The following is a 23,984-nucleotide window of genomic DNA, read 5'->3' on the forward strand; positions in this document are numbered from 1 at the left end:
GTTATGCTCTCTTGATACTCAATTCATCCTTCTCTTTATCTACGGAGATATTTACGGTATCTCCCGGTTGTATACCGGATGATACAATTAGTTCAGAAAGTCCATCTTCCAGATAATTCTGGATGGCACGCTTCAAAGGACGTGCACCAAACTGTACATCATAACCTTTGGAAGCAAGGAATTTTTTAGCGTCTTCATCTACAACTAATTTATATCCAATAGCTTCAACGCGTTCAAATAATCCTTTCAGCTCGATATCGACAATTTTAGTAATAGCATCCAATGAAAGCTGATCGAAAGTAATGATTTCATCGAGACGGTTTAGGAACTCGGGAGCGAAAGTCTTGTTCAAGGCTTTCTGTATCACGCCACGAGAATGTTCATTATTGTCAGTACGGCTTTGTGCAGTAAAACCTACACCATGACCAAACTCTTTCAATTGTCGGGTACCGATATTTGAAGTCATAATGATGACCGTATTCTTGAAGTCAATGGTTCTGCCATAATTGTCAGTCAGACGTCCTTCATCCAATACTTGCAACAGGATATTGAACACATCCGGATGAGCCTTCTCTATTTCGTCCAACAAGACTATGGAATAAGGTTTACGGCGCACCTTCTCAGTCAGCTGCCCACCTTCTTCATAGCCGACGTATCCCGGAGCTGCACCAATCATACGAGATACGGTATATTTCTCCATGTACTCACTCATATCGATACGTATCAATGCATCGCTGGAACCAAACATGTATTGGGCCAACTGTTTTGCCAAGTGTGTTTTACCAACCCCAGTAGGGCCAAGAAACATAAACGTACCGATAGGGCGATTCGGATCTTTCAATCCCACACGACTTCGCAGAATAGCTTTGGTCAATTTCTCAATAGCGGCATCCTGAGCAATGACTTTGGCTTGCAATTCTTCTTTCATACCTGCGAGCTTCAGTCCTTCTGCCTGTGCCATACGCTGTACAGGCACACCGGACATCATGGATACGACATTTGCTATTTCTTCTTCTCCTACAGTTTGACGATTATCTTTTAAACGAGCTTTCCATTCATCTTTCATTTCATCCAGACGCGCGGACAGTTCTTTTTCACGATCACGATAGCTGGCCGCAAGTTCAAAATTCTGCGATTTTACAGCTTCAGCCTTTAGATTGCGTGCTTCTTCTATCAACTTTTCTTGTTCTTCAATTTCTTTAGGAACGTTGATATTTGTCAAATGTACGCGTGAACCAGCTTCATCCAGGGCATCGATAGCCTTATCGGGGAAGTTGCGGTCTGTGATATAACGGTCTGCCAACTTGACACATGCTTCCAGAGCTTCGTCCGTATAATTCACATTATGATGATCTTCGTATTTTTCTTTGATATTTTTCAATATCTGAAGAGTTTCTTCAGCAGTGGTAGGTTCTACAATTACTTTTTGAAATCTACGTTCCAAGGCACCGTCTTTTTCGATGTTTTTTCTATATTCATCGAGTGTAGTAGCACCAATACATTGTATTTCACCACGTGCTAAAGCCGGTTTCAGCATATTGGCAGCATCCATGGAACCGGCTGCGGCACCGGCACCTACGATTGTGTGGATTTCATCGATAAAAAGAATGACATTCGGATTTTTCTGTAATTCATTGATTATAGAACGGATACGTTCTTCAAATTGACCACGATATTTTGTTCCGGCTACAACAGATGCCATATCAAGCATTACCACACGTTTGTCAAACAGGATACGTGATACCTTTTTCTGCACGATACGTAATGCCAACCCTTCTACAATAGCAGATTTACCGACTCCCGGCTCACCAATTAACACTGGATTGTTCTTCTTGCGGCGACTCAAAATTTGTGCCAGACGTTCGATCTCTCGTTCACGACCCACCACTGGATCTAATTTCCCTTCTTCGGCGGCATGAGTCATGTCCATACCGAAATTATCCAATACAGGAGTATCATTGGATGGTTTCTTAGAAGTTGTTTGTGCAGATGATGATGGACCATTAGCGGAATCACGCGAAGAACGTGACATATTCATATCTTCTTCATCTTCTTCATCGTCTTCCGTAAATCCCATTCCTGCATTAGGATTGGTAGATTTCATCGAAAGCAGTTCGAATACAGACTGATAGTTTATCTGGTTCTCTTCCAAAACTGTCGCAGCCAAATTATCTCCATCTTTCAAAATAGCCAGCAATACATGTTCGGTATCTGCAGTTGCACTCTTCAATAGACGAGCCTCCAATATACACATTTTTAATATTTTGGCAGCCATTGGAGATAGGGGCACATCTGCATCAGGCAAAAGAGTATCATCTTCCGCATCCTTTAAGAAGCTCTCTAAACGACTCTTAACCTGTTTTAAATCTATATCGAGTTTCATCATAATTTCAATAGCTTTCCCTCCACCGTCTCGCAACATACCGAGTAGGAGGTGTTCAGGACCAATATATCTATTCCTCAATCGATTGGCTTCTTCTTTGCTATAAGTGATGATATCCGAAACTCTTTGTGAAAATTGATTGTTCATACTTATTATTTCTCCTCAATTAAAAGGTTATTATATACAAAGATACGTATTAATTAAATTCATGTATCATATAATTCAATTTATTACTGTACAAATCTTATGCCACAAATAAAGAGTGTTTTTGTTTTATACATATTATTATATACAGCTGCTAGATTAGAAACAGGTTTTCGCTTCATATATAAACGTTTTTAAAGAGGAAAACGGACCAAGTGTGGGTGTTTGTTGGTATATGTATGAGTTGATAGGCAGCTCGTCAGGAAATGGCTACACGCTATAAAAAAGTATAAAGCGAAATTGTGCACAATGGCAACAAAGTTTATAGATGAAAACTTTTGTATATCGTAAAAAAGCAGTACTTTAGCGTGGTTTTTCACAAACCCTAAAATGTATAATTAATAATCTTTTTAAATGCTTGAACAAGACAGAATTATAAAGATTAACATCGAGGAGGAAATGAAGTCATCGTACATTGACTACTCTATGTCGGTCATTGTTTCGCGTGCCCTTCCGGATGTTAGAGATGGTTTTAAACCCGTTCACAGAAGAATCCTTTTCGGAATGATGGGATTGGGAAATACGTCGGATAAACCTTATAAAAAATCAGCTAGAGTTGTAGGTGAAGTATTAGGAAAATATCACCCTCATGGCGATTCTTCCGTATATGGCGCGCTGGTTCGTATGGCACAGCCATGGGCTATGCGATATATGGTTGTAGACGGACAGGGTAACTACGGTTCAGTAGATGGTGATAGTGCAGCTGCTATGCGTTATACCGAGTGCCGTTTACAAAAAATCGGTGAAGAAATGATGCAGGATCTTGATAAAGAAACAGTTGATATGCAAAGTAATTTCGACGATTCTTTGTTGGAGCCAACTGTTATGCCGACTCGTATTCCAAATCTTTTGGTAAATGGAGCATCAGGTATCGCCGTAGGTATGGCAACTAATATGCCGACACATAATTTGACTGAAGTTATCAATGCTTGTATTGCATACATTGATAATAATGATATTGATGTTGAAGAACTGATGACTTATGTGAAAGCTCCTGATTTTCCGACCGGAGGTTATATTTATGGTATGAGTGGTGTGCGTGAGGCTTATCTTACGGGACGTGGGCGTGTTATCATGCGTGCTAAAGCTGAAATTGAAACCGGTTCGACACATGACAAGATTGTAGTAACGGAAATTCCTTACGGTGTCAATAAAGCAGAGTTAATTAAATATATTGCTGATTTAGCCAACGAAAAGAGAATTGAAGGTATTACCAATGCCAATGATGAGTCTGACCGTGAAGGGATGCGTATTGTTATAGACGTGAAACGTGATGCCAATGCCAGCGTAGTATTGAACAAGCTTTATAAGATGACTCAATTGCAGACTTCGTTCGGTGTAAACAATGTGGCACTTGTGCATGGACGTCCTCGTCTGTTAAATCTGAAAGACTTAATAAAATACTTCGTAGAGCATCGCCATGATGTAGTTATTCGTCGTACACAATATGAATTGCGTAAAGCTAAAGAGCGTGCTCACATTCTGGAAGGATTGATTATTGCATCAGATAATATTGATGAAGTAATTAAGATTATTCGTGCTGCTAAAACTCCGAATGATGCCATAACAGGTTTGATGGAACGTTTCCAATTAAGCGAAATTCAATCTCGTGCTATTGTTGAAATGCGTTTGCGTCAATTGACTGGACTGATGCAGGATCAACTTCACGCTGAGTATGAAGAAATTCAGAAACAGATAGCATACTTAGAGGAAATTCTTGTAAACGATGAGTTGTGTCGTAAAGTTATTAAGGATGAGTTAATCGAAATAAAAGAGAAATATGGAGATGAACGTCGTTCTGAAATTGTTTATTCATCGGAGGAATTTAATCCAGAAGATTTCTATGCAGACGATGAAATGATTATTACCATTTCGCATATGGGATATATCAAACGTACTCCATTGAGTGAATTCCGTGCACAAAACCGTGGTGGGGTAGGCTCTAAGGGTACTGAAACTCGTGATGAGGATTTTGTAGAACATATCTATCCTGCAACAATGCACAACACAATGATGTTCTTTACGCAGAAAGGTAAATGTTATTGGTTAAAAGTATATGAAATTCCTGAAGGTACTAAGAATTCTAAGGGACGTGCCATTCAGAACCTATTAAATATTGATTCTGATGATGCTGTAAATGCATATTTGCGTGTCAAGAATTTGAATGATCAAGATTTCATTAATAGTCACTATGTATTATTCTGTACCAAGAATGGCATTATTAAGAAGACATTACTTGAACAATATTCACGTCCTCGTCAAAATGGTGTGAACGCTATTACCATACGTGAAGATGATCGTGTGATTGAAGTTCGCATGACTAATGGAGATAATGAAATTATCATAGCTAATCGTAATGGTCGTGCTATTCGTTTCCATGAAAGTGCTGTGCGGGTTATGGGACGTACTGCTACAGGTGTGCGTGGTATGACACTTGATGAAGATGGACAAGATGAAGTTATCGGAATGATTTGTATTAAAGATCCTGAAACAGAGACTATCATGGTAGTATCTGAACAAGGTTATGGAAAACGTTCTGATATTGAGGATTATCGTAAGACAAATCGTGGTGGTAAAGGTGTAAAGACTATGAACATCACAGATAAAACCGGTAAATTGGTAGCAATTAAATCTGTAACAGATGAAAATGATTTAATGATTATCAATAAATCGGGAATTACTATTCGCCTGAAAGTTGCAGATGTGCGTATTATGGGGCGTGCTACTCAGGGAGTACGTTTAATTAACCTCGAAAAGCGTAATGATGAAATCGGTTCTGTATGTAAGGTAACCTCAGAAAGCGAGGAAGAACTTATAGAAGAAAGTATCATGCAGCAGCCGGAAAATAAAGAAATAAATAACGAAAATGAAGAATAGACATAATATTAATTTAAATTTTTCTACAATCATGAAAAGAGTACTATTTTCAATGGTTTTACTGCTTGCGGTAGGATTTACTTTCGCACAAGAGAAGACTGTGAAAGAAGCCAAAAGTATTGCTAATGAAGTAAAACCGGACTTTGCAAAAGCAGAGCAACTTATCAACGGAGCCTTGACTAATTCTGAAACAAAGGACAATGCTGATACATGGGATGTAGCAGGCTTTATTCAGAAGAGAATCAATGAAAAAGAAATGGAAAGTGCATATTTAAGAAAGCCTTATGATACCCTTAAAGTGTATAATAGTGCATTAAATATGTGTAAGTACTATTTTAAATGTGACGAATTGGCACAAAAACCTAATGAGAAAGGTAAAATTAAGAACAAATATAGAAAGCCTAATTCTGCTGCTATCTTGGCTGCACGTCCGAATTTGATTAATGGTGGTATTCAGTTCTTTAACTTGGACAAGAACAAAGAAGCTCTTGAATTCTTTGCTACCTATGTTGATATTGCTGCACATCCGATGTTTGAGAAAGAAAACTTGCAACAGACTGATACTGTATTACCTCAAATTGCATATTATGCAAGTTTAGCAGCTGCTAAAATGGGAGATTATCCTAGTGTGTTGAAATATGCTCCTTATGCTCAAAATGACAAAGAAGTAGGAAAATATGCTATGGAATTTATTTCTACTGCTTTGAAAGCTCAAGGAGATACTGTTAAATGGGTTGCATCTTTGAAAGAAGGTATCCAAAAGTATCCTGAGCATTCATTCTTTTTCGGTCATTTGATTGATTATTATAGCAACAACAATAAATATGATGAAGCAATGCAATTTGCTGATGATATGTTAGCAAAGGATCCTAATAATACATTTTATTTGTATGTAAAAGGATATCTTTATCACAATATGAAGGAGTATGATAAAGCTATCGAATTCTACAAAAAGACTATTGAAGTAGATCCAACTTATGCTGAAGCATATTCTAACTTGGGTTTAATTTATTGTCTGAAAGCTCAAGACTTTTCAGAAAAAGCTACTACTGATGTAAACGATCCTAAATATAAAGAAGATCAGAATACATTAAAGACTTTCTATGAAAATGCAAAACCTTATTATGAGAAAGCAAGACAATTGAAACCAGACCAAAAAGATTTGTGGTTGAATGGTTTGTACAGAGTATATTACAATTTGCAAATGGGACCGGAATTTGATGAAATTGAGAAGATGATGCAATAATGTTTTCTTGATAAATATCTTAAAAACCTAATCAAAGTTTATTTGATTAGGTTTTTTTAGTAGTATAAAAGAAAAATAGGAGACAAAAAATTATCTCCTAAATATATTAAACATAATCATGATATTCGTTTAATTGTAAAGGCTTAATTTTTCAGCTTGGTCGACCATAAATAACCAATAAAGGTGTATCAGAATGAAAAATCATTTTTCTGGCAATACCGGGATTAAATAAGCGTGAGAATATATTCCGTTTATAAGATGTTATAGTTATAATATCAATGTTATTAGCTTTGATATATTTATCTAAACTATTAAGGAAATCATCATTCTTCACAATATCATAATGAATTTCTAATTGTGAATATTGTTTCTGAAAGTATTCTTTAATACCACCTAACTTTATTTCATTCCAAGTATCTTTTATATCAGCAAGATGAATTAAAGATACGGAAAAATGAAATGGTTTCAAACTATTTATTAATGAATCAAATGCTATTAAGTCTCGTTGATCAAAATTTGTTATAAAAGCAATGCGTTTTACTTCAGCAAATTGTTTAAATGGTGTATTTTCTGGAATTGCAAGAACTGGCACACGACTACGTTCGATAACTTCGGCTGTTACACTTCCAATTAAATCAATATCTTTTTGGTTTTTGCCACGTGTACCCATAATAATAATTCTTGGATGGTATTCCTTAACATATCTAAGAATTTCTTCTTCAGGAATACCCTCACGTAACACACACGTATACTTAACATTAGGTAACTCACCGGAAGTAACTTTTTCTTTTACTTTATTAGATAAGATATTTAAGTCATAATGTACCTTTTGTAAAATACTTTTTACATTTTCTTCATCACCTAACTGATAATTAAAAACATCGCCATAAGGTAAAGATGTTGCATAAATAGGTGTAAAATAAACATGTAATAAGATAACCTCTGCACCAATATTTTGTGCAAAATTAAAACCGAATTCACATGCTTTCATTGAATAAGTAGAGAAATCAACTGGAATTATGACCTTATTACTTATATTTTCTACTTTAGGAGGCTTCCCTCCTACTACCTCTTCAGATAACCAGACAGAGCTCTCAGTAATTTTCAAGGCATGGGGCAGATCACTTTCTTTGATACGGACTCGGACACCAGAAGATACCACTGGTTGTATTTGATTTACATTATGAATGTAAGTTTCAATACCTTCATTTTCGAGGACATTCTTCAATATCTGTGCTTTTGCATACGTTAGAATTGCTAATGTAACTAATTTATCTTCCATAAGCCTATTTATTTTATTGTATTTTTAAACAAACAAGAAATCCCAATTGTTTATTAAACCAATTGGGATCTTTTTATTTTTTCTTAAGCTTGAACAGGTTCTATTGTTTTATTAGCTATCTCATCTAAAATCATTAATGCTCGATCAAGGACAGTAGTATCATCAATCATTACTAAACCACCATCAGGACCAGGCTCTAAATGAATCCCTACACTTTTACCTTCTTTAAAATTATGTCCACCGAAAAAGTTTCTCACTGTATCTACATTAAGTCCAAGTTCATCGGCTATTCTATGCATACTACCGCTAGGTAATGCGTCTTTAATTTTACGAAGTTCATTAAATGTTATTGTTCTCATATTCATAAATTTAATGGTTAATACCCTGTATTTTTATTATCACGCTATAAACTTAAGAAAAAAAAAGGATAAAACAAATTATTTACATGTATTTTTCAAATTCGATATTTACATTACTTAAAATGAAAACACGACACTTATGAAGTACAAAAAATTAGTTCTTTTTGTACTTCATAAGTGTCGTGTTTTCTTATAATTGGTTGTTTTAAATTATTTCTATTGTGGAAGTAGGTACCCATCCTACTTTACCATCCTCTAAACGGATTTCTTTCCATTCACGCATTGAATTGTCTTTAATTTCAACTTTATGTCCTTCATGTAAAATGAACAAACTAGTACCACTTTCACTAGGAGTACTACGTACTGTTACACTAGGTGATAAGATTATAGCCTGATTACGATTCATCAATTCATTCTTTTGTTCTGATGCAAAGACATTACTTACTACCACAAAAACTAGAAAAATACTTCCTGTTATAAAACCTGTCTTTTTCCATACAATTTGTTTGGAAAAGAAAAAAAGAGAAAAGGAGACTAATAACAGAATGAAAAAAATTATCCCTAATTTAGCCCAAGTATCTACACTCAGACTGTTAATCAAGAACTTTATCCAAGCTACAAAGAATATTTCAGGTACTGAAACTACCTTGTCAATCGTTTTAGAACGTGCTATTTCTAAGTTTGCACGAATGTCTGCATTACCCGGTTGCAATAGTAAAGCACGTTCATAATTTAATATTGCTTTTGCAATATCATCAGCTTTATAGTAACTATTCCCAAGATTATAATATACTTCTGCAGCTTCACCTTTCTTTAACAAATTCTCATAAATTTGAATCGCTGAAGCAAAGTCATTATGTATATAGGCACTATCTCCTTCAGCTTTTGTCACGTTTCTTTCTTGTCTTGCAGCAGAAAATTCGGCAACACGTGTGCCAACAGTACTGTCAGTCAGTTGTAGTGTATCTGTCAAGTTCTGTCCAAAAGCAACCAATGCCATTACTAAAGTAAGGGTAAAAAACAATATTTTTTTCATCATTATGCCCTCCTGGTTAATGTTTAATTGAGTTTTCCATTTTACTGATAATATCCAAAGAAGCAGAATAAACCTTATCCATAGCCTGATTATCATCACCAGGAGCAAAACGGGCAAATTCGCAATTATTCAATGCATCAATGAATTCCTTAATTTGAGTATCATCCACTCCATAATTACAAAGTTCTTCTTCGATATTATCCTTTGATAAACGAGAAACAGGAATATTTAATTTATCACTGATATATCCCCAAAGAGCCTTCAATACTTCATCATAGAATGCATCCTTTTTATTCTCTTCCAGCAGTTTACCAGCTAGTTTCATACGTTTTACTGCTACTTTGTTTGCTTTCTTTGTACGCATTCTTGCTACATTAGCATTGGCAGTAATCTGTTTACGATATATAATAAAGAATGTAATAAATGCTACTCCCGGTATCAAATAAAATAACCAGTACAACCATGAACCAAAGAAGAAGTCGCCTTTTTGAGAAAGAGTTACTTCATTCTGTTTAATATATCGAATATCCTCGTTTAATATCTTTAAATCCTCTTTATTCGTAAAATTCGCAATAGTCTGTACCGCATTCCCTGCACCCTTTTCTACATGCAATTCATATTCTTCCGTAGTCAATATTTTGTATGAATTAGAATTAATATCGAAGTAACTGAAGTTTACGGCAGGAATTTTGTATGTGCCCGCATTCCGTGGAATAGCCAGATATTCAATTACTTTACTTCCAGACAATCCTGCGTTGGTCAGACGGAACTTATTATCTACTTTCGGATCATAAACTTCAAAGTCTTCCGGAAATTTAATCTCCGGAGTAGAAAGAAGTTTCAAATTACCTGTACCAGAAATAACCAATTTTACGGTAACAGCATCATTTGTTTTGATGTTTGTTGTGTTAATAGAAGAAGTAATATTAAACTCACCTACCCCTCCTGAAAACTCGGCAGGCTTACCGACAGGTAATGGTTTTACGTCAATTGTCAGTTGCGGAGTCATTATAGTCTTTTTGACTTCTACATAATTACTACCACCATTGAAGAAAGCTTCAAACGGATCGGATACTTGTGTTGCTTTAGCGATAGAAGCATCAAAACGAGCAGCATCAATAGTAAGTTTACCTGATTGTTGGGGAAATAGTACAAACTGGCGATAAATTGTGGTTTGATAATTTCTACCTTTATAATGCTCCAATCCCCATCTTCTGTCGTTGGGCAATTCCACTTCTTGTGAGTGAAAACCTTTAAAATCAGGTAACTTCACATTGTCAAACATACGAAGATCAACCAATGTGTATATCTTATATGTCAACAAGAGAGCTTCTTGCTCATAAACAGTAGTTTTATTGGCAGTAGCCGTAATGAATAAATCGTTATTGGATATTGCTGTACCGGAAGAAGGACGACTGGCAGATCCGCCACTTTTGTTATTACTGTTTCCTGATGAATTAACCTGATCAGCTGGTAATACTTTAATGTGTACAGCATTGGATACCATCTGATTACCATCAACCGTTATAGTTGCACTGGGAATTGTGAAATTACCTTCGGCTGTAGCCATTAAAATATAAGTAAATGTGAGATTTTCTGTTTTCACTCCATTAATACTTTGCATACTGTAGGAACGGCTTGGACCCATTAAAACATCAAATCCCTTAATAGAAGCAACCCGAAAGTCTCTTACTTTCTCCGTATTCACTGTATATGATAACCTAAACTGATCACCCACTGCTACTGCATCAGGAGCAGACGCGGTAAATGTCACCTTTCCATCAGCAAAGGTATGCACACTGACCGTTATCAATACTATCCATAAGAAAACTATTTTTCTCATATATTATTTCCTATTATATTTATTACCAATCCTTTTCTAAACGATGTCCTTGGATAACTTGTTGTTGCTTTTTTACTTTATCCTGTACATCTTTTTCATCTTGCATGACAGAATTCAACAACTGTTCCGCATTTTCTTTAGACATTTCATTGTTTTTCTTTTCAGATTGTTGGGGTTGTTGATCTTGTTTTTGCTGTTGATCTTGCTTATTTTGGTCTTTTTTATCCTGTTGTTGATCCTGTTTATTTTGATCTTGGTTTTGGTTCTGGTTTTGTTGCTGATCTTTTAACAATTTCTGAGCCAATACTAAATTATATCGAGTTTCATTATCTTTGGGATTGTTACGCAAAGATTCTTTGTAAGCTTCTACAGCTTTTGCATAATCTTTCTGCGACTGGAATATAACTCCCATATTATGATAAATTTGTGCCAAATTATCTTTATTTTTTTCAACTTTTGTCGCCCCTACGTATTGTTCCATGGCTTCTTCCAATTTATTTTGCTCAGTCAAAGTATTTCCTAGATTATACATAGAAACGGTTGACTTTGGGTTTACGTCTAAAGCTTTCCGATAGTTTACTTCTGCATTCACATACACACTATCTTTAAACAAACGGTTTCCCTTACGGATAAAATCACGTTCCGCTTTCTGTGCAGAAACCGATACAGATACTGCTGTTAATAACAGCAAAACCATTCCAATATATTTTTTCTGTAACATACGTATCATTTCTTATTAGAGAACAAATGAATATTGCGGAACAGTGGATTTTTACGTTCCATTATCAGCATTTCGGCAAGCAGCAATAGCAGAATAATCCATGCTATTGCTTGGAATTGTTCATTAAATTCCGTATAAACTTGTGTTTCTACATCAGCTTTAGCCATTTTATTAATTTCTTGGCTAATTGCTTTTTGTGCACTATTCGTATTATCTACACGTACATATATACCATTACCAGCTTTTGCTATTTCCTGACACATCTGTTCGTTTAGTTTGGTAACAATAACATTGCCTTCCCGGTCACGACGATAATCATTCGTACCTTCTACTGGGATAGGTGCACCATCAGGCATACCAACTCCCAAAACATTGACTTGAATACCTTTTTCTGTAGCAGCCTTGGCAGCCTCGATTGCTCCACCTTCATGATTTTCACCATCTGTAATAACAATAATAGCTCGTCCTACCCCTTCTTGAGGTGTAAAACTACGGGATGCCAAATTAATGGCAGCACCGATAGCCGTACCTTGCTTAGATATTAAAGAGGGATCAATACTTTCTAGAAACATTTTAGCTGAAATATAATCATTTGTGATAGGCAATTGTGTAAATGCATCACCGGCGAAAACAATCATACCTACTTTATCATTTTCCATTTTGTCAACCAATTGTGCCACTAGTCTTTTGGCTTTTTCCAAGCGACTAGGCTGTACATCTTGTGCCAGCATAGAATTAGATATATCCAATGCAATCATCACCTCTACTCCTTGGCGTTTCACAGTCTCAAGTTTTGAACCAAACTGTGGACGTGCTAACAATACGGAAAATAATCCAATAGCAGCAAATACCATCCAAAATTTTACATCCGGACGATATTTAGAAACATTAGGCATTAATTGTGCCATTAGTATAGGATCGCCGAACTTACGGATCGCTTTTCGTCTCAGATAATTGGAGTACAAGTAGAAAGCTGCCAAAAATGGCAACAATAGTAACAAGTACAAATATGCAGGTTCTTCAAATCGAAACATCTTTCTATTTACAATTTAGTAATTTACAATTTATAATCCGGTTATATAATGATATAACATAAAGAAGATGCGCAAATAATAATTTTATGGTATCTTTTTTAAAACAGAGTTACGTAACAAAACTTCCAATAATACACATAAAAAAGCTGCCAGTGCGAACCACTGATATTCTTCTTGACGTTTACTATATTCTTTTACATTTAGTTTTGTTTTCTCCAACTTATCTATTTCTTCGTAAACTTCTTTTAATTTAGAGTTACTGGTGGCACGGAAATAATTACCATCTGTAGTACCGGCAATTTGAGTCAATGTTTTTTCATCTATCTCAACTGGCATATTTATATATTGCACAGTTCCACCTACTGGGTAAGGATATGGAGCCATACCATTAGTGCCCACACCGATAGTATAAACACGAATACCAAAACTCTTTGCAATTTCGGCAGCTGTTAACGGAGAGATATCCCCTTTATTATTAGTTCCATCCGTTAAAAGAATAATGACTTTAGACTTTGCCTTACTATCTTTTAAACGAGTCACAGCATTAGCTATACCCATACCTACTGCCGTTCCATCTTCTATAAGTCCACATTTCACATCCTTAATCAGGTTTAAAAGTACGGCATGGTCTACCGTTAGTGGGCATTGAGTAAAACTTTCCGCAGCAAACAAAGTAATACCTATATTGTCGTTCGGACGTCCATTTATAAATTCTGCTGCCACTTCTTTAGCCGCTTCTAAACGGTTCGGTTTCAAGTCCTCGGCTAACATACTGGTAGAAACGTCTATAGCCAGCATAATATCAATACCTTCAACTTCACTATTTTGCCAGCTATTAGTGGTTTGCGGGCGTGCCATAACAAGGATAATCAATATCAAAGCAATGATCCGAAGCGCAAACGGTACATGTAGCAAATAATTCTTATAACTTTTAGGGGTATGCGCATACACACGAGCATCCGAAATCTGAAGAGTGGCTTCACTATTCTTCCGCTTCATGATATACCATACTATATAAGGTATAAGCAACAGTAGTAAAAATAAATATTCAATATTGGCAAAAACCATGATATTTATGATTTAACGATTTAAAATTTAGCTTCACTCAAAAACTCATTCATTTCTTTATTAATGTATATGATTCCGATTGAAGTATAATTAAGCAAAATAGTTATACAGTTCTAAACCTATATATATAAGCGAACCTATAAGAGCGATGGCCAATAGCACAATACCTGCACCGAGCAATATTTTGGTACGTAAAGAACGTTTCTCAATGATAGTAATTTCTGTTGGTTGTGGTTTAGCATTCTCATCTTCTTTCTCTTTAGTTTCATTGATGAAGTCAATTGCATTAATCAAATTAGCATCATTCTCGTTCATCATTGGGTTATGTTTGGCAAATTTCACCAAATCAGCAGTTTGAAATAATGAGCGTAAATCAGTTATCGCTTCTTTATCCTTTATTTCCAATAATTTATCAATGATTTCAGAAGACGTCATTTCCAGAGCATTAAAACCAAAACGGTTCTTAATATATGTACGAATGGTATCTGTCAGTTCTGTATAATATTCCTTCGATAGTCCTTTTTGCCATGCTTTTTCATCTTTAATACGCTCGATTTCTTTCATTGCCAATTGATGTGGCGGTAATTTAGGTTCTACTTTTACCTTTCGTATAATTGGCTTATTATCACGTATACGCTTTATCAGATAGATCAATAATAGAAGTAGAGGAATAAACAATATTCCGCAAGAGATACTTACATACCAATCTTCCCAAGCAAAAGGAGCCTGCATCACAGTCTTAGGTCCAAAGAACTGATCGGGATGCAACGTATCTACTGGCATTGAATATACTTTCAGGGCCAATGCCTTGGAACGGTAGCCTTTATTATCCACAAGCACCTCCATAGGAGGCAGATAATAAAGTGCTGAGTCAAATGAAGTAACTGTGTATTCTTGAGTTATCAATGAACGCCTACCATCATTCAACATCTGCGTATCAGGTTTGGCTATATCAATAATTTCCACTCCTTTTACCAACGTATCGGTATAGACAGGAAAAATAGCCCGTTTGTCAGTATCTAGCGAAACTTGCAATTTAATCTTTGCCTGTTCTCCGATTAGAATTTGCAAAGAATCTATTGTCGCATCTACCGTTACTGACTGAGCTCCTGCTCTGCCCGACCATGCAACCAACAGTGTTATCAGAAATAAATATCTTTTCATCTTCCGATTAATTTCGTTTTGCAAACAAATTCATTAATGCTTTGACATAGTCCTGATCGGTACGTACCGACACATTGTTAACATTACTCTTGGTAAATGTTTCGTTTAATTCCACTTGTTTATTCACCCACCAATCATGATGTGCACGGCGCACGGCATGCGAAGAAGTGTCAATCCACTGTTCATGACCAGTTTCAGCATCCTTAATTTTTATTAAGCCTATAGCAGGTAATTCCTCTACGCGACGATCGTATACTTGTATAGCAACAAGGTCATGTTTACGATTGGCGATAGTCATGGCATTCTTGAAATTTTCCTGGTCTATAAAGTCAGATAGAATAAAAGCTGTACAACGACGTTTCATTACATTCGTCAGATACTCTAATCCCAAACGAATATTTGTTCGGCGACTTTCTGCATGGAAATCGATCAACTCACGAATGATATAAAGTATGTGCTTACGTCCTTTTTTAGGTGGAATAAATTTCTCAATCCGGTCTGAAAAGAAGATGACACCTATTTTATCATTATTCTGGATAGCGGAGAAAGCCAATGTTGCAGCAATCTCCGTGACCATATCTTTCTTCATCTGCTTTATTGTACCGAATTCCAAACTGCCGGAAACATCTATCAATAACATTACGGTCAGTTCGCGTTCTTCTTCAAACACCTTAACAAAAGGTTTATTGAAGCGTGCAGTCACATTCCAGTCAATGTCACGTATATCATCGCCAAACTGATACTCTCGTACTTCGGAAAATGCCATACCTCTACCCTTGAAAGCCGAGTGATACTGGCCAGCAAAGATATTGTTGGATAATCCGCGGGTTTTAATCTCAATTTGACGGACTTTTTTTAACAAATCAGTAGTTTCCATTCAGTAATACATAATTTAATAAACAGGTATATATCACGTAACAAAAACCATTTACTAATTTCCCTTCCTTTTTTACTAAAACATCGGCTAAATTTAGTAAATCTTTCTTTACTTTTTTAGTAAAATAGGTAAATCATTCTTGGATTTTCGTCCTGATATTACGATATTTATTTACATCAAGGCACTTCAATCTTATTCAATATTTTACTTACAATCTCATCAGAAGTCATATTACTTGCTTCTGCTTCGTATGTCAGACCAATACGATGGCGCAGAACATCATGTGCTACGGCGCGAACATCCTCAGGGATAACATAACCACGACGTTTAATGAAAGCATAACTACGTGCAGCCAATGCCAGATTGATAGATGCGCGGGGTGATCCGCCAAAACCGATCATATCCTTTAATTCCTTCAAATCATATTTCTCGGGATAACGAGTAGCAAATACGATATCTACAATATATTTCTCAATTTTCTCATCCAGATAGACCTGACGAACAACTTTACGGGCTTCTAAAATTTCGTCAGCTTTTAAAATAGGCTTTACATTAAACTTGTCGCCATTGATATTCTGACGGATAATTAGTTTTTCTTCCTCCTGCTTTGGATAGTCAATAACGACTTTCAACATAAAACGATCTACCTGCGCTTCAGGCAATGGGTAAGTACCTTCTTGTTCAATTGGGTTTTGAGTAGCAAGTACCAGAAAAGGTTCAGGCAATTTAAACGTTTCTCTGCCGATAGTAACTTGGCGTTCTTGCATAGCTTCTAGTAAGGCACTCTGTACCTTGGCCGGAGCACGATTAATTTCATCCGCCAAAACAAAGTTGGCAAAAACAGGACCTTTCTTTACCAGGAAAGTTTCATCTTTCTGGCTATAAACCATTGTACCAATAACATCGGCAGGCAGCAAGTCCGGAGTAAATTGGATACGGCTATATTGCGCGTCGATCAATGAAGCCAATGTCTTGATAGCTAAAGTTTTTGCCAAACCGGGTACACCTTCCAATAATACATGTCCGTCAGACAGCAAACCAATTAACAATGATTCTACCAGGTGTTTTTGTCCTACAATAACCTGGTCCATGCCTGTGATGAGATTGGTAACGAAAGCACTTTGTCTTTCAATCCGCTCGTTCAGTTCGCGGATATCAATTGTTTCAGCCATAAATCAATCTATTTTTAATGTTTAATTTCCTCGTTTATCCGGTTTCATAGCCGGTAATTATTTTTTCGCTCCCAAAAGTACGGGAATAAATTAACCATACCAACTAATTTTTATTAAAAAACAATGTGAAACCTTTAGATTAAACTACTTTCATAGAGTTTAGTACTTAACAAAAAAAGAAGCAGTATTTTTTTACTGCTTCTTTACAAGTTTCGGTATCTTAATTGTGGTACCAAAAGGTACATTATCCGGATTTTTGATAACACCAGGATTATGTTTTACTATATATGGCCATAAAGCCTTTGTTCCATAAAATCGAAGTGCTATTCTCGTTAACGTCTCGCCTTCTTTAATAGTATAGGTAGTCTCTGTTCCAACGATGGTATATCCTACAGAATCAGGCTTGAAAGGTATCACCGCAGATTTCTTTTGTTCTTTTCGAGGAACAGATACTGCTACATTCTCTTTAGGAGTATTTTTTTGCTGAGAAGTTGAAGTTAAAATTTCAGCTACAGTATCTTTTTGAGCCGGTTGAACAACATCTTTTGGAGAAAGACTATCGGTTAATGTTCTTTGATCAATAGGTTTTTCTACTTTTTCTTTCATCATTGTTTCTCTAACAGACTTTGAAGATGAACTATCGAACAAATCAGGATAATACATAAATATCACGGCGCCAGAACATAATAGTACCACGAAAACGACGATACCTATAAAATATTTCATCGTAGAAGACTCCTCACCTTCCCTCACGATCGGTTCCGATTGTTTTGTATTTGGCTGGTCTAGTATCGTTTCAGAAGTTATCTCCGACTCAATTTTCGATTTTAGTTTCTGTTTGACAACATCAGTAAAAGTTTCTGGAATTATTTCAGCAACTTGTTGCTTCTCATTTTCGAGTTCTTCAGGAATATTTTTAGTTTCCTTAGAAGCAGAAACAACTTCTGAGGAAATTACAGCTGTTTTTTCTATAAATTCAATAGTCCCTTCCTTATCGTTTTTAGGTTTGACAAATTGCACCTCTTTTACTTCCGCAATAATCGGAATTTCTTTCTTAATCTCAGCTTCCTGAATTTTCGTATCAATGTTGGAAGGAACTCCTTTTTGTTCAACTTCCTCATCGTCCTCATTATCAGTATCCAATGGGGTATCTTCAAGCACTGTATTATCATTCAAAGCAACCGTTTCAAAGTGTGCAAACGGCTTATTGATAATGTCCTTCAAAGTGGGTTCCGGAGTAAAAGAAACTTTGGTATGTCCCTGTATTTCAAAACGTTCTCCCGTATTGACATTGACACTTTCGCGACTCTCTACAGCAATCAGCTTGAAAGTGCCCAACCCTTTTATCTTCACATATTTATCCTTTTCTAGAGATTCTTCAATCAACAGAAAGAATTCTTTCACAAAACTGTCTGCATTCTTTCTGCTCATGCCATGCTTTTCAGCTAGCAAATCAATCAAGTTCTGTATGTTTAACTTTTCATTCATAATGCGAGGACAATTAAAAGGAAAATTACTTAAACTTATCTTTCAACAGTGTACTAGGTTTATATGTCAGTACTAATTTAGGAGGTACCAATAACCGTTGTTTTGTTGTCGGATTAACGGAAATACGTTCGGATTTTTTCTTAACTTCGAATGTACCAAATCCCTGTACGGAAATAACATTCCCTTCTTCCAACTGCCGGATCATGTCCGACAGTAAAGATGTAACTAAATCCGAAGTATCTTTCACGGTATACCCCAGTCTCCGTGACAATTCAGAAGTAAATTCTTTGTTATTCAAAGTCCAAGTAATTAATTTAGAAATATGTTGCTATATTAGCAAATCTTCCTCACATACACAAGAAGTTCGGGAAAAATATTTAAATAATTCGTCCAAAAAGGTCGAAATCATCGGAGTTTATTATCTCTACTTGGTAAAAGTTACCTATAAGTAATGTATTATCTTTACATTCGATCAAGACCTCAGGGTCAACTTCAGGAGAGTCAAATTCCGTACGTCCCACGTAATAATCTCCTTCTAGGCGATCAATAATTACTTTCATTTTTTGTCCTACTTTTGCTGCGCTCAATTCTGCAGAAATACCTTGTTGAATCGCCATCAATTCATCTAAACGTATTTGTTTCACTTCCTGTGGAATAGTATCCTCATAATTCGCTGCCGCGTATGTACCTTCTTCTTCGGAATAAGCAAAAGCCCCCATTCTATCAAAACGGACCTTACGGACAAATTCTTTTAACTCCTCAAAGTCTTTTTCCGTTTCACCGGGATGTCCTACCATCAATGTAGTGCGCAAATGAATTCCCGGAACTTCTTCCCGGAATTTCTCGATTAGACGGTAGGTTTCAGCTTTTGTCACATGGCGGTGCATCTTTTCCAACATATTATCACTAATATGTTGCAATGCAATATCCATGTATTTACATACATTGGAACGCTCACGCATCACACGAAATAAATCTATCGGAAAATGTGCCGGATAAGCATAATGCAGACGTATCCACTCTACACCCGGTATTTCAGAAATACGTTCGATGAGTTCGGGTAACCTTTGTTTTTTATACAAATCTACTCCATAATAAGTCAGCTCCTGTGCAATAACCTGGAATTCTTTCACACCACGGGCAACCAAATACCTCACCTCATCCAGAATTTCTTCCATTGGGCGTGATACATGTTTTCCGGTAATAATAGGAATGGCACAATAAGAACATTTACGGTCACATCCTTCTGATATTTTCAGATAAGCATAGTGTTTGGGAGTAGTCAAAGTACGCTCTATATGGAGTTCTTCATGATAGGCTTTACCTAAATCCTGAAGCAATTCTTTCCAATTGAATTTACCGTAAAATCTGTCAACCTGCGGAATTTCGATAGCCAACTCCTTTAGATAACGTTCCGAAAGGCATCCCATCACATAGAGTTTTTCTAGTGTTCCCTCCTCTTTGGCCTGTGCAAATTCTAAAATCATATTGATGGATTCTTCCTTTGCATCGCCAATGAAACCGCAAGTATTGATAACGGCAATTTGTCCTTTGGGACGTTCGGCATCATGAGTAACGTGATAACCGGCTTCTTCCAACTGACGTATCAGATGCTCAGAATCCACTAAATTTTTAGAACATCCTAAAGTAATGATATCTATTGTTTTCTTTCTCATGTATTTTCTCCAAACAGTGAATCGACAAATTCCTTTTTACGGAATACTTGCAAATCTTCCATACCCTCACCCAAACCAATATATTTTACTGGAATTTTGAATTGATCGGAAATGCCGATGACAACACCGCCTTTCGCTGTACCATCGAGTTTGGTTACCGCCATTGCCGTGACTTCGGTAGCTAATGTGAATTGCTTAGCCTGCTCAAAAGCATTTTGCCCAGTAGAACCGTCCAAAACAAGTAATACTTCGTTCGGTGCATCCGGTACGATTTTCTTCATTACGTTCTTTATTTTTGTGAGCTCGTTCATCAAGCCTACTTTATTATGAAGACGTCCGGCGGTATCTATAATTACCACATCGGCATTATTGGCTACGGCAGAGCTTAGTGTATCAAAAGCTACAGAAGCAGGATCGGCTCCCATTTTTTGTTTTACTACAGGCACACCTACCCGCTCGCCCCAAATCATCAATTGTTCCACAGCAGCGGCACGGAAGGTATCCGCCGCCCCTAAATAAACGGATTTACCAGCTTTTTTGAATTGATATGCCAATTTGCCAATTGTAGTAGTCTTACCTACCCCGTTCACACCAACTACCATGATAACGTAAGGTTTCTTCATAATGGGAGCTTCAAAGTCATCCACATCATCCGAATTGTTTTCCGTGAGTAAAGCAGCGATTTCATCGCGCAAAATTGTGTTCAACTCCTGCACATTCATGTATTTCTCTGAAGCGGCACGCTTTTCAATGCGTTCAATTATTTTCAATGTTGTTTCTACACCTACATCAGAAGTTATCAGTACTTCTTCGAGATTATCCAACACTTCATCGTCTACCTTCGATTTTCCAGCCACGGCACGGGCTATCTTACCGAATACACTTTCTTTGGTCTTAGATAATCCTTTATCTAACGTTTCCTTCTTTTCCTTGGAGAAAAAACTAAAAAATCCCATATTCTTATTGTTTGTACAATGCTTTTTACGTATAAATAGTACGACCTATTCTCGCTTTTCTGCAAAGATATAACAAATCCCCTTACCGGACTACCGATAAGGGGATTTTTTTATAAATTATCAGCGCCTTACGGTCGCTATGTTAATCTTATTTCTTGAAAAAGTCTTGTACTTTTTCGTTAGGAACCATTTGTTCATCGAAGATGTAAGCACCTGTCTTCGGAGACTTAACCATCTTGATAACCTTGGTATAAGCACGACCTTCTTTAGAACCTTCGTGCAAACTTGCTACTGTTTTCTTTGCCATGGGGTTATACTCTTATTATTTAATTTCCTTATGTACTGTTACTCTCTTCAAGATCGGGTTGTATTTCTTCAACTCCAATCTTTCGGTAGTGTTCTTTCTGTTCTTCGTCGTAATATAACGAGAAGTTCCCGGCATACCGCTATCTTTGTGTTCTATGCATTCCAGAATCACCTGTACTCTGTTACCTTTTGCTTTCTTTGCCATAATTCAGTATCTCCTCTACGTTTAACCAATTACTTTAATGGTTTTCCAATCACAATAACCTTTAGCTACTGCATCATTCAAAGCAGCGTCCAGTCCTTTTTTATTAATAATACGTAAACCAGCAGCACACAGGCTCAGGCTGATCCAGCAATCTTGCTCTACATAGTAGAACTTCTTGTTAAACAAGTTCAAATCAAAGGTTCTCTTAGTTCTTCTCTTTGAGTGTGAAACATTGTTGCCAATCATGGCTTTCTTTCCGGTAATTTGACAAATCTTCGACATTTCTATCTTTATTTTATAGTTTTTATCTATACTTCTTTCAAACAGAGCGCAAAGTAAGTACTTTTATCGTTACCAAACAAGTTTTTCCTAAAATAATTCACTGTAGGATAGCAATTTTTCCTCATTTTAGTATGTCAAGAAGTAATAAAAGAGCATTTTGGATAGCTTTTTGAACATTTCCCGCTCTTCCGCAGTCTCCTTCCTGTTTCATAGTGACAATTTCATTTTTATAGGCAGCAGCTATCCAGACAGTTCCTACCGGCTTCTCGGGAGTTCCTCCTCCGGGACCCGCAATTCCCGATGTCGCTACCGCGCAATCTGTTTTCAGCGTTTTCATCGCACCTTTCACCATCTCAGTTACGGTTTCACGGCTCACGGCTCCATATTTTTCCAAGGTATCGGCAGAGACATGAAGCAGAGACATCTTTACTTCGTTGGAATATGCTACGATACCACCATTAAAGTATTCCGAACTACCCGGAACGGACGTTATCAAAGTAGCGATCCCGCCACCTGTACAACTTTCTGCGGTGGAAAGGGAGAAATTCTTTGTTTTCAACAATATTCCTATTTCCTCTTCCGGTTTCATACCTTATTATATTATATGGCCTTATTTTTATAAACTAACGCGCGAATAAGCAGGTGCCTCCATTGGACAGAATTCTTTATCCAAATACTTGAAATATCCTGTAATAGCAATCATTGCAGCATTGTCGGTTGTATAGCTGAATTTAGGAATAAAGATATTCCAACCATATTTTTCGGCATGTTCTCGGAATGCATTACGCAAACCATTATTGGCAGAAACACCACCGGCAACCGCTATTTCATTGATTTTATATTGCTTGGCAGCTTTGCGTAACTTATCCATTAAAATATCTACAATTGTAGCCTCCAATGAAGCGGCTAAATCCACCTTATGATGCTCGATGAAATCAGGATCATCCTTCATCCAATCACGTAGAGAATAGAGAAAGGAAGTCTTCAATCCGCTGAAGCTGTAATCCAACCCCGGAATATGAGGTTTACTGAATGTAAAAGCTTTCGGATTTCCCTGACGTGCCAGCTTATCTATGATTGGTCCCCCTGGATATCCCAGTCCCATTACTTTGGAGCATTTATCAATGGCTTCGCCTGCGGCATCATCAATCGTTTGCCCTAAAATCTCCATATCATTATAAGCCTTAACCAGAATAATCTGCGAATTTCCACCGGAAACCAGCAAACAAAGGAATGGAAAATCGGGCTGTCTATTCTCTTCGTCTTTTGCTTTAATAAAATGAGCTAACACATGACCTGTCAAGTGATTAACGTCTATCATTGGAATACCCAAAGAACGTGCAAATCCCTTAGCGAACGATACTCCTACCAATAGAGACCCCATCAATCCGGGACCACGTGTAAAGGCTATTGCACTTAATTCTTCTTTTGTCACTCCGGCACGTTTCAATGCTTCGTGTACTACCGGAACAATATTTTGTTGATGTGCACGGGAAGCCAGTTCAGGTACTACCCCACCATATGCTTCATGAACAGCCTGGCTGGCCACTACATTCGAAAGCAGATAACCATCTTTGATGACCGCTGCTGAAGTGTCATCACAGGAGGATTCTATTCCTAAGATTATTGTACTCATAGTGTTTATTTACGTTTAAACGCTGCAAAAGTAGTGATAAAAGTAGTATCGATAACGTATTATTTCATATTTTTGTTGGCTAAATAAAATTAATCGCCTATCAGAACGCTGAAAAAGACAGTACGTTGGGTACTCGGTATAGTATTGGGACTATATATCGGGACTATTT

General features: G+C 36.7%; 22 protein-coding genes. 2 read left to right on the forward strand and 20 right to left on the reverse strand.

Annotated features, from left to right (window positions below; genetic code table 11):
- Window position 1: 1 nt before the first annotated feature.
- On the reverse strand, window positions 2–2,530 hold the full coding sequence (locus DXC10_RS11115) for an ATP-dependent Clp protease ATP-binding subunit (protein ID WP_101542801.1): 2,529 nt from the start codon (window positions 2,528–2,530) through the stop codon (window positions 2–4).
- Window positions 2,531–2,941: 411 nt separating this feature from the next.
- Here DXC10_RS11115 and gyrA point away from each other — a divergent pair, with 411 nt between their 5' ends.
- Window positions 2,942–5,464 (forward strand): DNA gyrase subunit A, encoded by a 2,523-nt coding sequence (gene gyrA / locus DXC10_RS11120; protein ID WP_101542800.1) that lies wholly within the window; start codon window positions 2,942–2,944, stop codon window positions 5,462–5,464.
- Between the two features lie 31 nt (window positions 5,465–5,495).
- The gene (locus tag DXC10_RS11125) at window positions 5,496–6,710 is read left to right on the forward strand and encodes a tetratricopeptide repeat protein (protein ID WP_101542799.1); all 1,215 of its coding nucleotides are present in this window, start codon (window positions 5,496–5,498) and stop codon (window positions 6,708–6,710) included.
- Between the two features lie 151 nt (window positions 6,711–6,861).
- On the opposite strand, the gene DXC10_RS11130 is transcribed toward DXC10_RS11125, so the two are convergent.
- From DXC10_RS11130 to tsaD, 19 genes are all read right to left on the reverse strand, one after another.
- Window positions 6,862–7,992 (reverse strand): universal stress protein, encoded by a 1,131-nt coding sequence (locus DXC10_RS11130; protein ID WP_101542798.1) that lies wholly within the window; start codon window positions 7,990–7,992, stop codon window positions 6,862–6,864.
- 83 nt (window positions 7,993–8,075) lie between these two features.
- Window positions 8,076–8,357: a DNA-binding protein gene (locus DXC10_RS11135; protein WP_180949185.1), complete on the reverse strand. Its 282-nt coding sequence runs from the start codon at window positions 8,355–8,357 to the stop codon at window positions 8,076–8,078.
- Window positions 8,358–8,556: 199 nt separating this feature from the next.
- On the reverse strand, window positions 8,557–9,387 hold the full coding sequence (locus tag DXC10_RS11140; RefSeq protein ID WP_180949191.1) for a tetratricopeptide repeat protein: 831 nt from the start codon (window positions 9,385–9,387) through the stop codon (window positions 8,557–8,559).
- Window positions 9,388–9,403: 16 nt separating this feature from the next.
- A complete protein-coding gene (locus DXC10_RS11145; RefSeq protein WP_101542795.1) occupies window positions 9,404–11,230 on the reverse strand; it encodes a BatD family protein in 1,827 nt (608 codons plus the stop codon).
- Between the two features lie 22 nt (window positions 11,231–11,252).
- Window positions 11,253–11,960, reverse strand: a complete 708-nt coding sequence (locus tag DXC10_RS11150; RefSeq protein WP_117737883.1) for a tetratricopeptide repeat protein — start codon at window positions 11,958–11,960, stop codon at window positions 11,253–11,255.
- The gene (locus tag DXC10_RS11155) at window positions 11,957–12,985 is read right to left on the reverse strand and encodes a VWA domain-containing protein (RefSeq protein ID WP_101542793.1); all 1,029 of its coding nucleotides are present in this window, start codon (window positions 12,983–12,985) and stop codon (window positions 11,957–11,959) included. Before DXC10_RS11155 ends, DXC10_RS11150 begins: the two co-directional genes overlap by 4 nt.
- 84 nt (window positions 12,986–13,069) lie before the next feature.
- Entirely contained in the window at window positions 13,070–14,053 is a 984-nt protein-coding gene (locus DXC10_RS11160; RefSeq protein WP_117737884.1) for a VWA domain-containing protein, read from the reverse strand.
- 90 nt (window positions 14,054–14,143) lie between these two features.
- On the reverse strand, window positions 14,144–15,217 hold the full coding sequence (locus DXC10_RS11165; RefSeq protein WP_101542791.1) for a hypothetical protein: 1,074 nt from the start codon (window positions 15,215–15,217) through the stop codon (window positions 14,144–14,146).
- A 7-nt stretch (window positions 15,218–15,224) separates the two neighbouring features.
- A complete protein-coding gene (locus DXC10_RS11170; protein WP_101542790.1) occupies window positions 15,225–16,094 on the reverse strand; it encodes a DUF58 domain-containing protein in 870 nt (289 codons plus the stop codon).
- 176 nt (window positions 16,095–16,270) lie between these two features.
- Window positions 16,271–17,266: a MoxR family ATPase gene (locus DXC10_RS11175; RefSeq protein ID WP_101542789.1), complete on the reverse strand. Its 996-nt coding sequence runs from the start codon at window positions 17,264–17,266 to the stop codon at window positions 16,271–16,273.
- 192 nt (window positions 17,267–17,458) lie between these two features.
- Entirely contained in the window at window positions 17,459–18,754 is a 1,296-nt protein-coding gene (locus DXC10_RS11180; RefSeq protein WP_101542788.1) for an HU family DNA-binding protein, read from the reverse strand.
- 25 nt (window positions 18,755–18,779) lie between these two features.
- A complete protein-coding gene (locus tag DXC10_RS11185; protein WP_101542787.1) occupies window positions 18,780–19,052 on the reverse strand; it encodes an HU family DNA-binding protein in 273 nt (90 codons plus the stop codon).
- A gap of 79 nt (window positions 19,053–19,131) precedes the next feature.
- Window positions 19,132–20,430, reverse strand: coding sequence for a 30S ribosomal protein S12 methylthiotransferase RimO (gene rimO, locus DXC10_RS11190; RefSeq protein ID WP_117737885.1), 1,299 nt, complete (start codon window positions 20,428–20,430; stop codon window positions 19,132–19,134).
- Complete coding sequence (gene ftsY / locus DXC10_RS11195) at window positions 20,427–21,386, reverse strand: signal recognition particle-docking protein FtsY (protein ID WP_117737886.1); 960 nt, start codon at window positions 21,384–21,386, stop codon at window positions 20,427–20,429. The genes rimO and ftsY overlap by 4 nt, the downstream gene beginning before the upstream one ends.
- A gap of 148 nt (window positions 21,387–21,534) precedes the next feature.
- A complete protein-coding gene (locus tag DXC10_RS11200) occupies window positions 21,535–21,693 on the reverse strand; it encodes a DUF4295 domain-containing protein (protein WP_005777897.1) in 159 nt (52 codons plus the stop codon).
- A gap of 15 nt (window positions 21,694–21,708) precedes the next feature.
- On the reverse strand, window positions 21,709–21,897 hold the full coding sequence (gene rpmG / locus DXC10_RS11205) for a 50S ribosomal protein L33 (protein WP_117737887.1): 189 nt from the start codon (window positions 21,895–21,897) through the stop codon (window positions 21,709–21,711).
- A 21-nt stretch (window positions 21,898–21,918) separates the two neighbouring features.
- Window positions 21,919–22,179 carry a 50S ribosomal protein L28 gene (gene rpmB / locus DXC10_RS11210; protein ID WP_002560154.1) on the reverse strand — a complete coding sequence of 87 codons (261 nt, stop codon included), beginning with the start codon at window positions 22,177–22,179 and terminating at the stop codon, window positions 21,919–21,921.
- A 121-nt stretch (window positions 22,180–22,300) separates the two neighbouring features.
- The gene (locus tag DXC10_RS11215; protein ID WP_117737888.1) at window positions 22,301–22,768 is read right to left on the reverse strand and encodes a CinA family protein; all 468 of its coding nucleotides are present in this window, start codon (window positions 22,766–22,768) and stop codon (window positions 22,301–22,303) included.
- A gap of 27 nt (window positions 22,769–22,795) precedes the next feature.
- The gene (gene tsaD, locus DXC10_RS11220) at window positions 22,796–23,815 is read right to left on the reverse strand and encodes a tRNA (adenosine(37)-N6)-threonylcarbamoyltransferase complex transferase subunit TsaD (protein ID WP_117737889.1); all 1,020 of its coding nucleotides are present in this window, start codon (window positions 23,813–23,815) and stop codon (window positions 22,796–22,798) included.
- Between the last annotated feature and the right edge of the window lie 169 nt (window positions 23,816–23,984).

The sequence above is a fragment of the Bacteroides sp. OM08-11 genome (assembly GCF_003438665.1).
Classification (GTDB): Bacteria; Bacteroidota; Bacteroidia; order Bacteroidales; family Bacteroidaceae; genus Bacteroides; species Bacteroides cutis.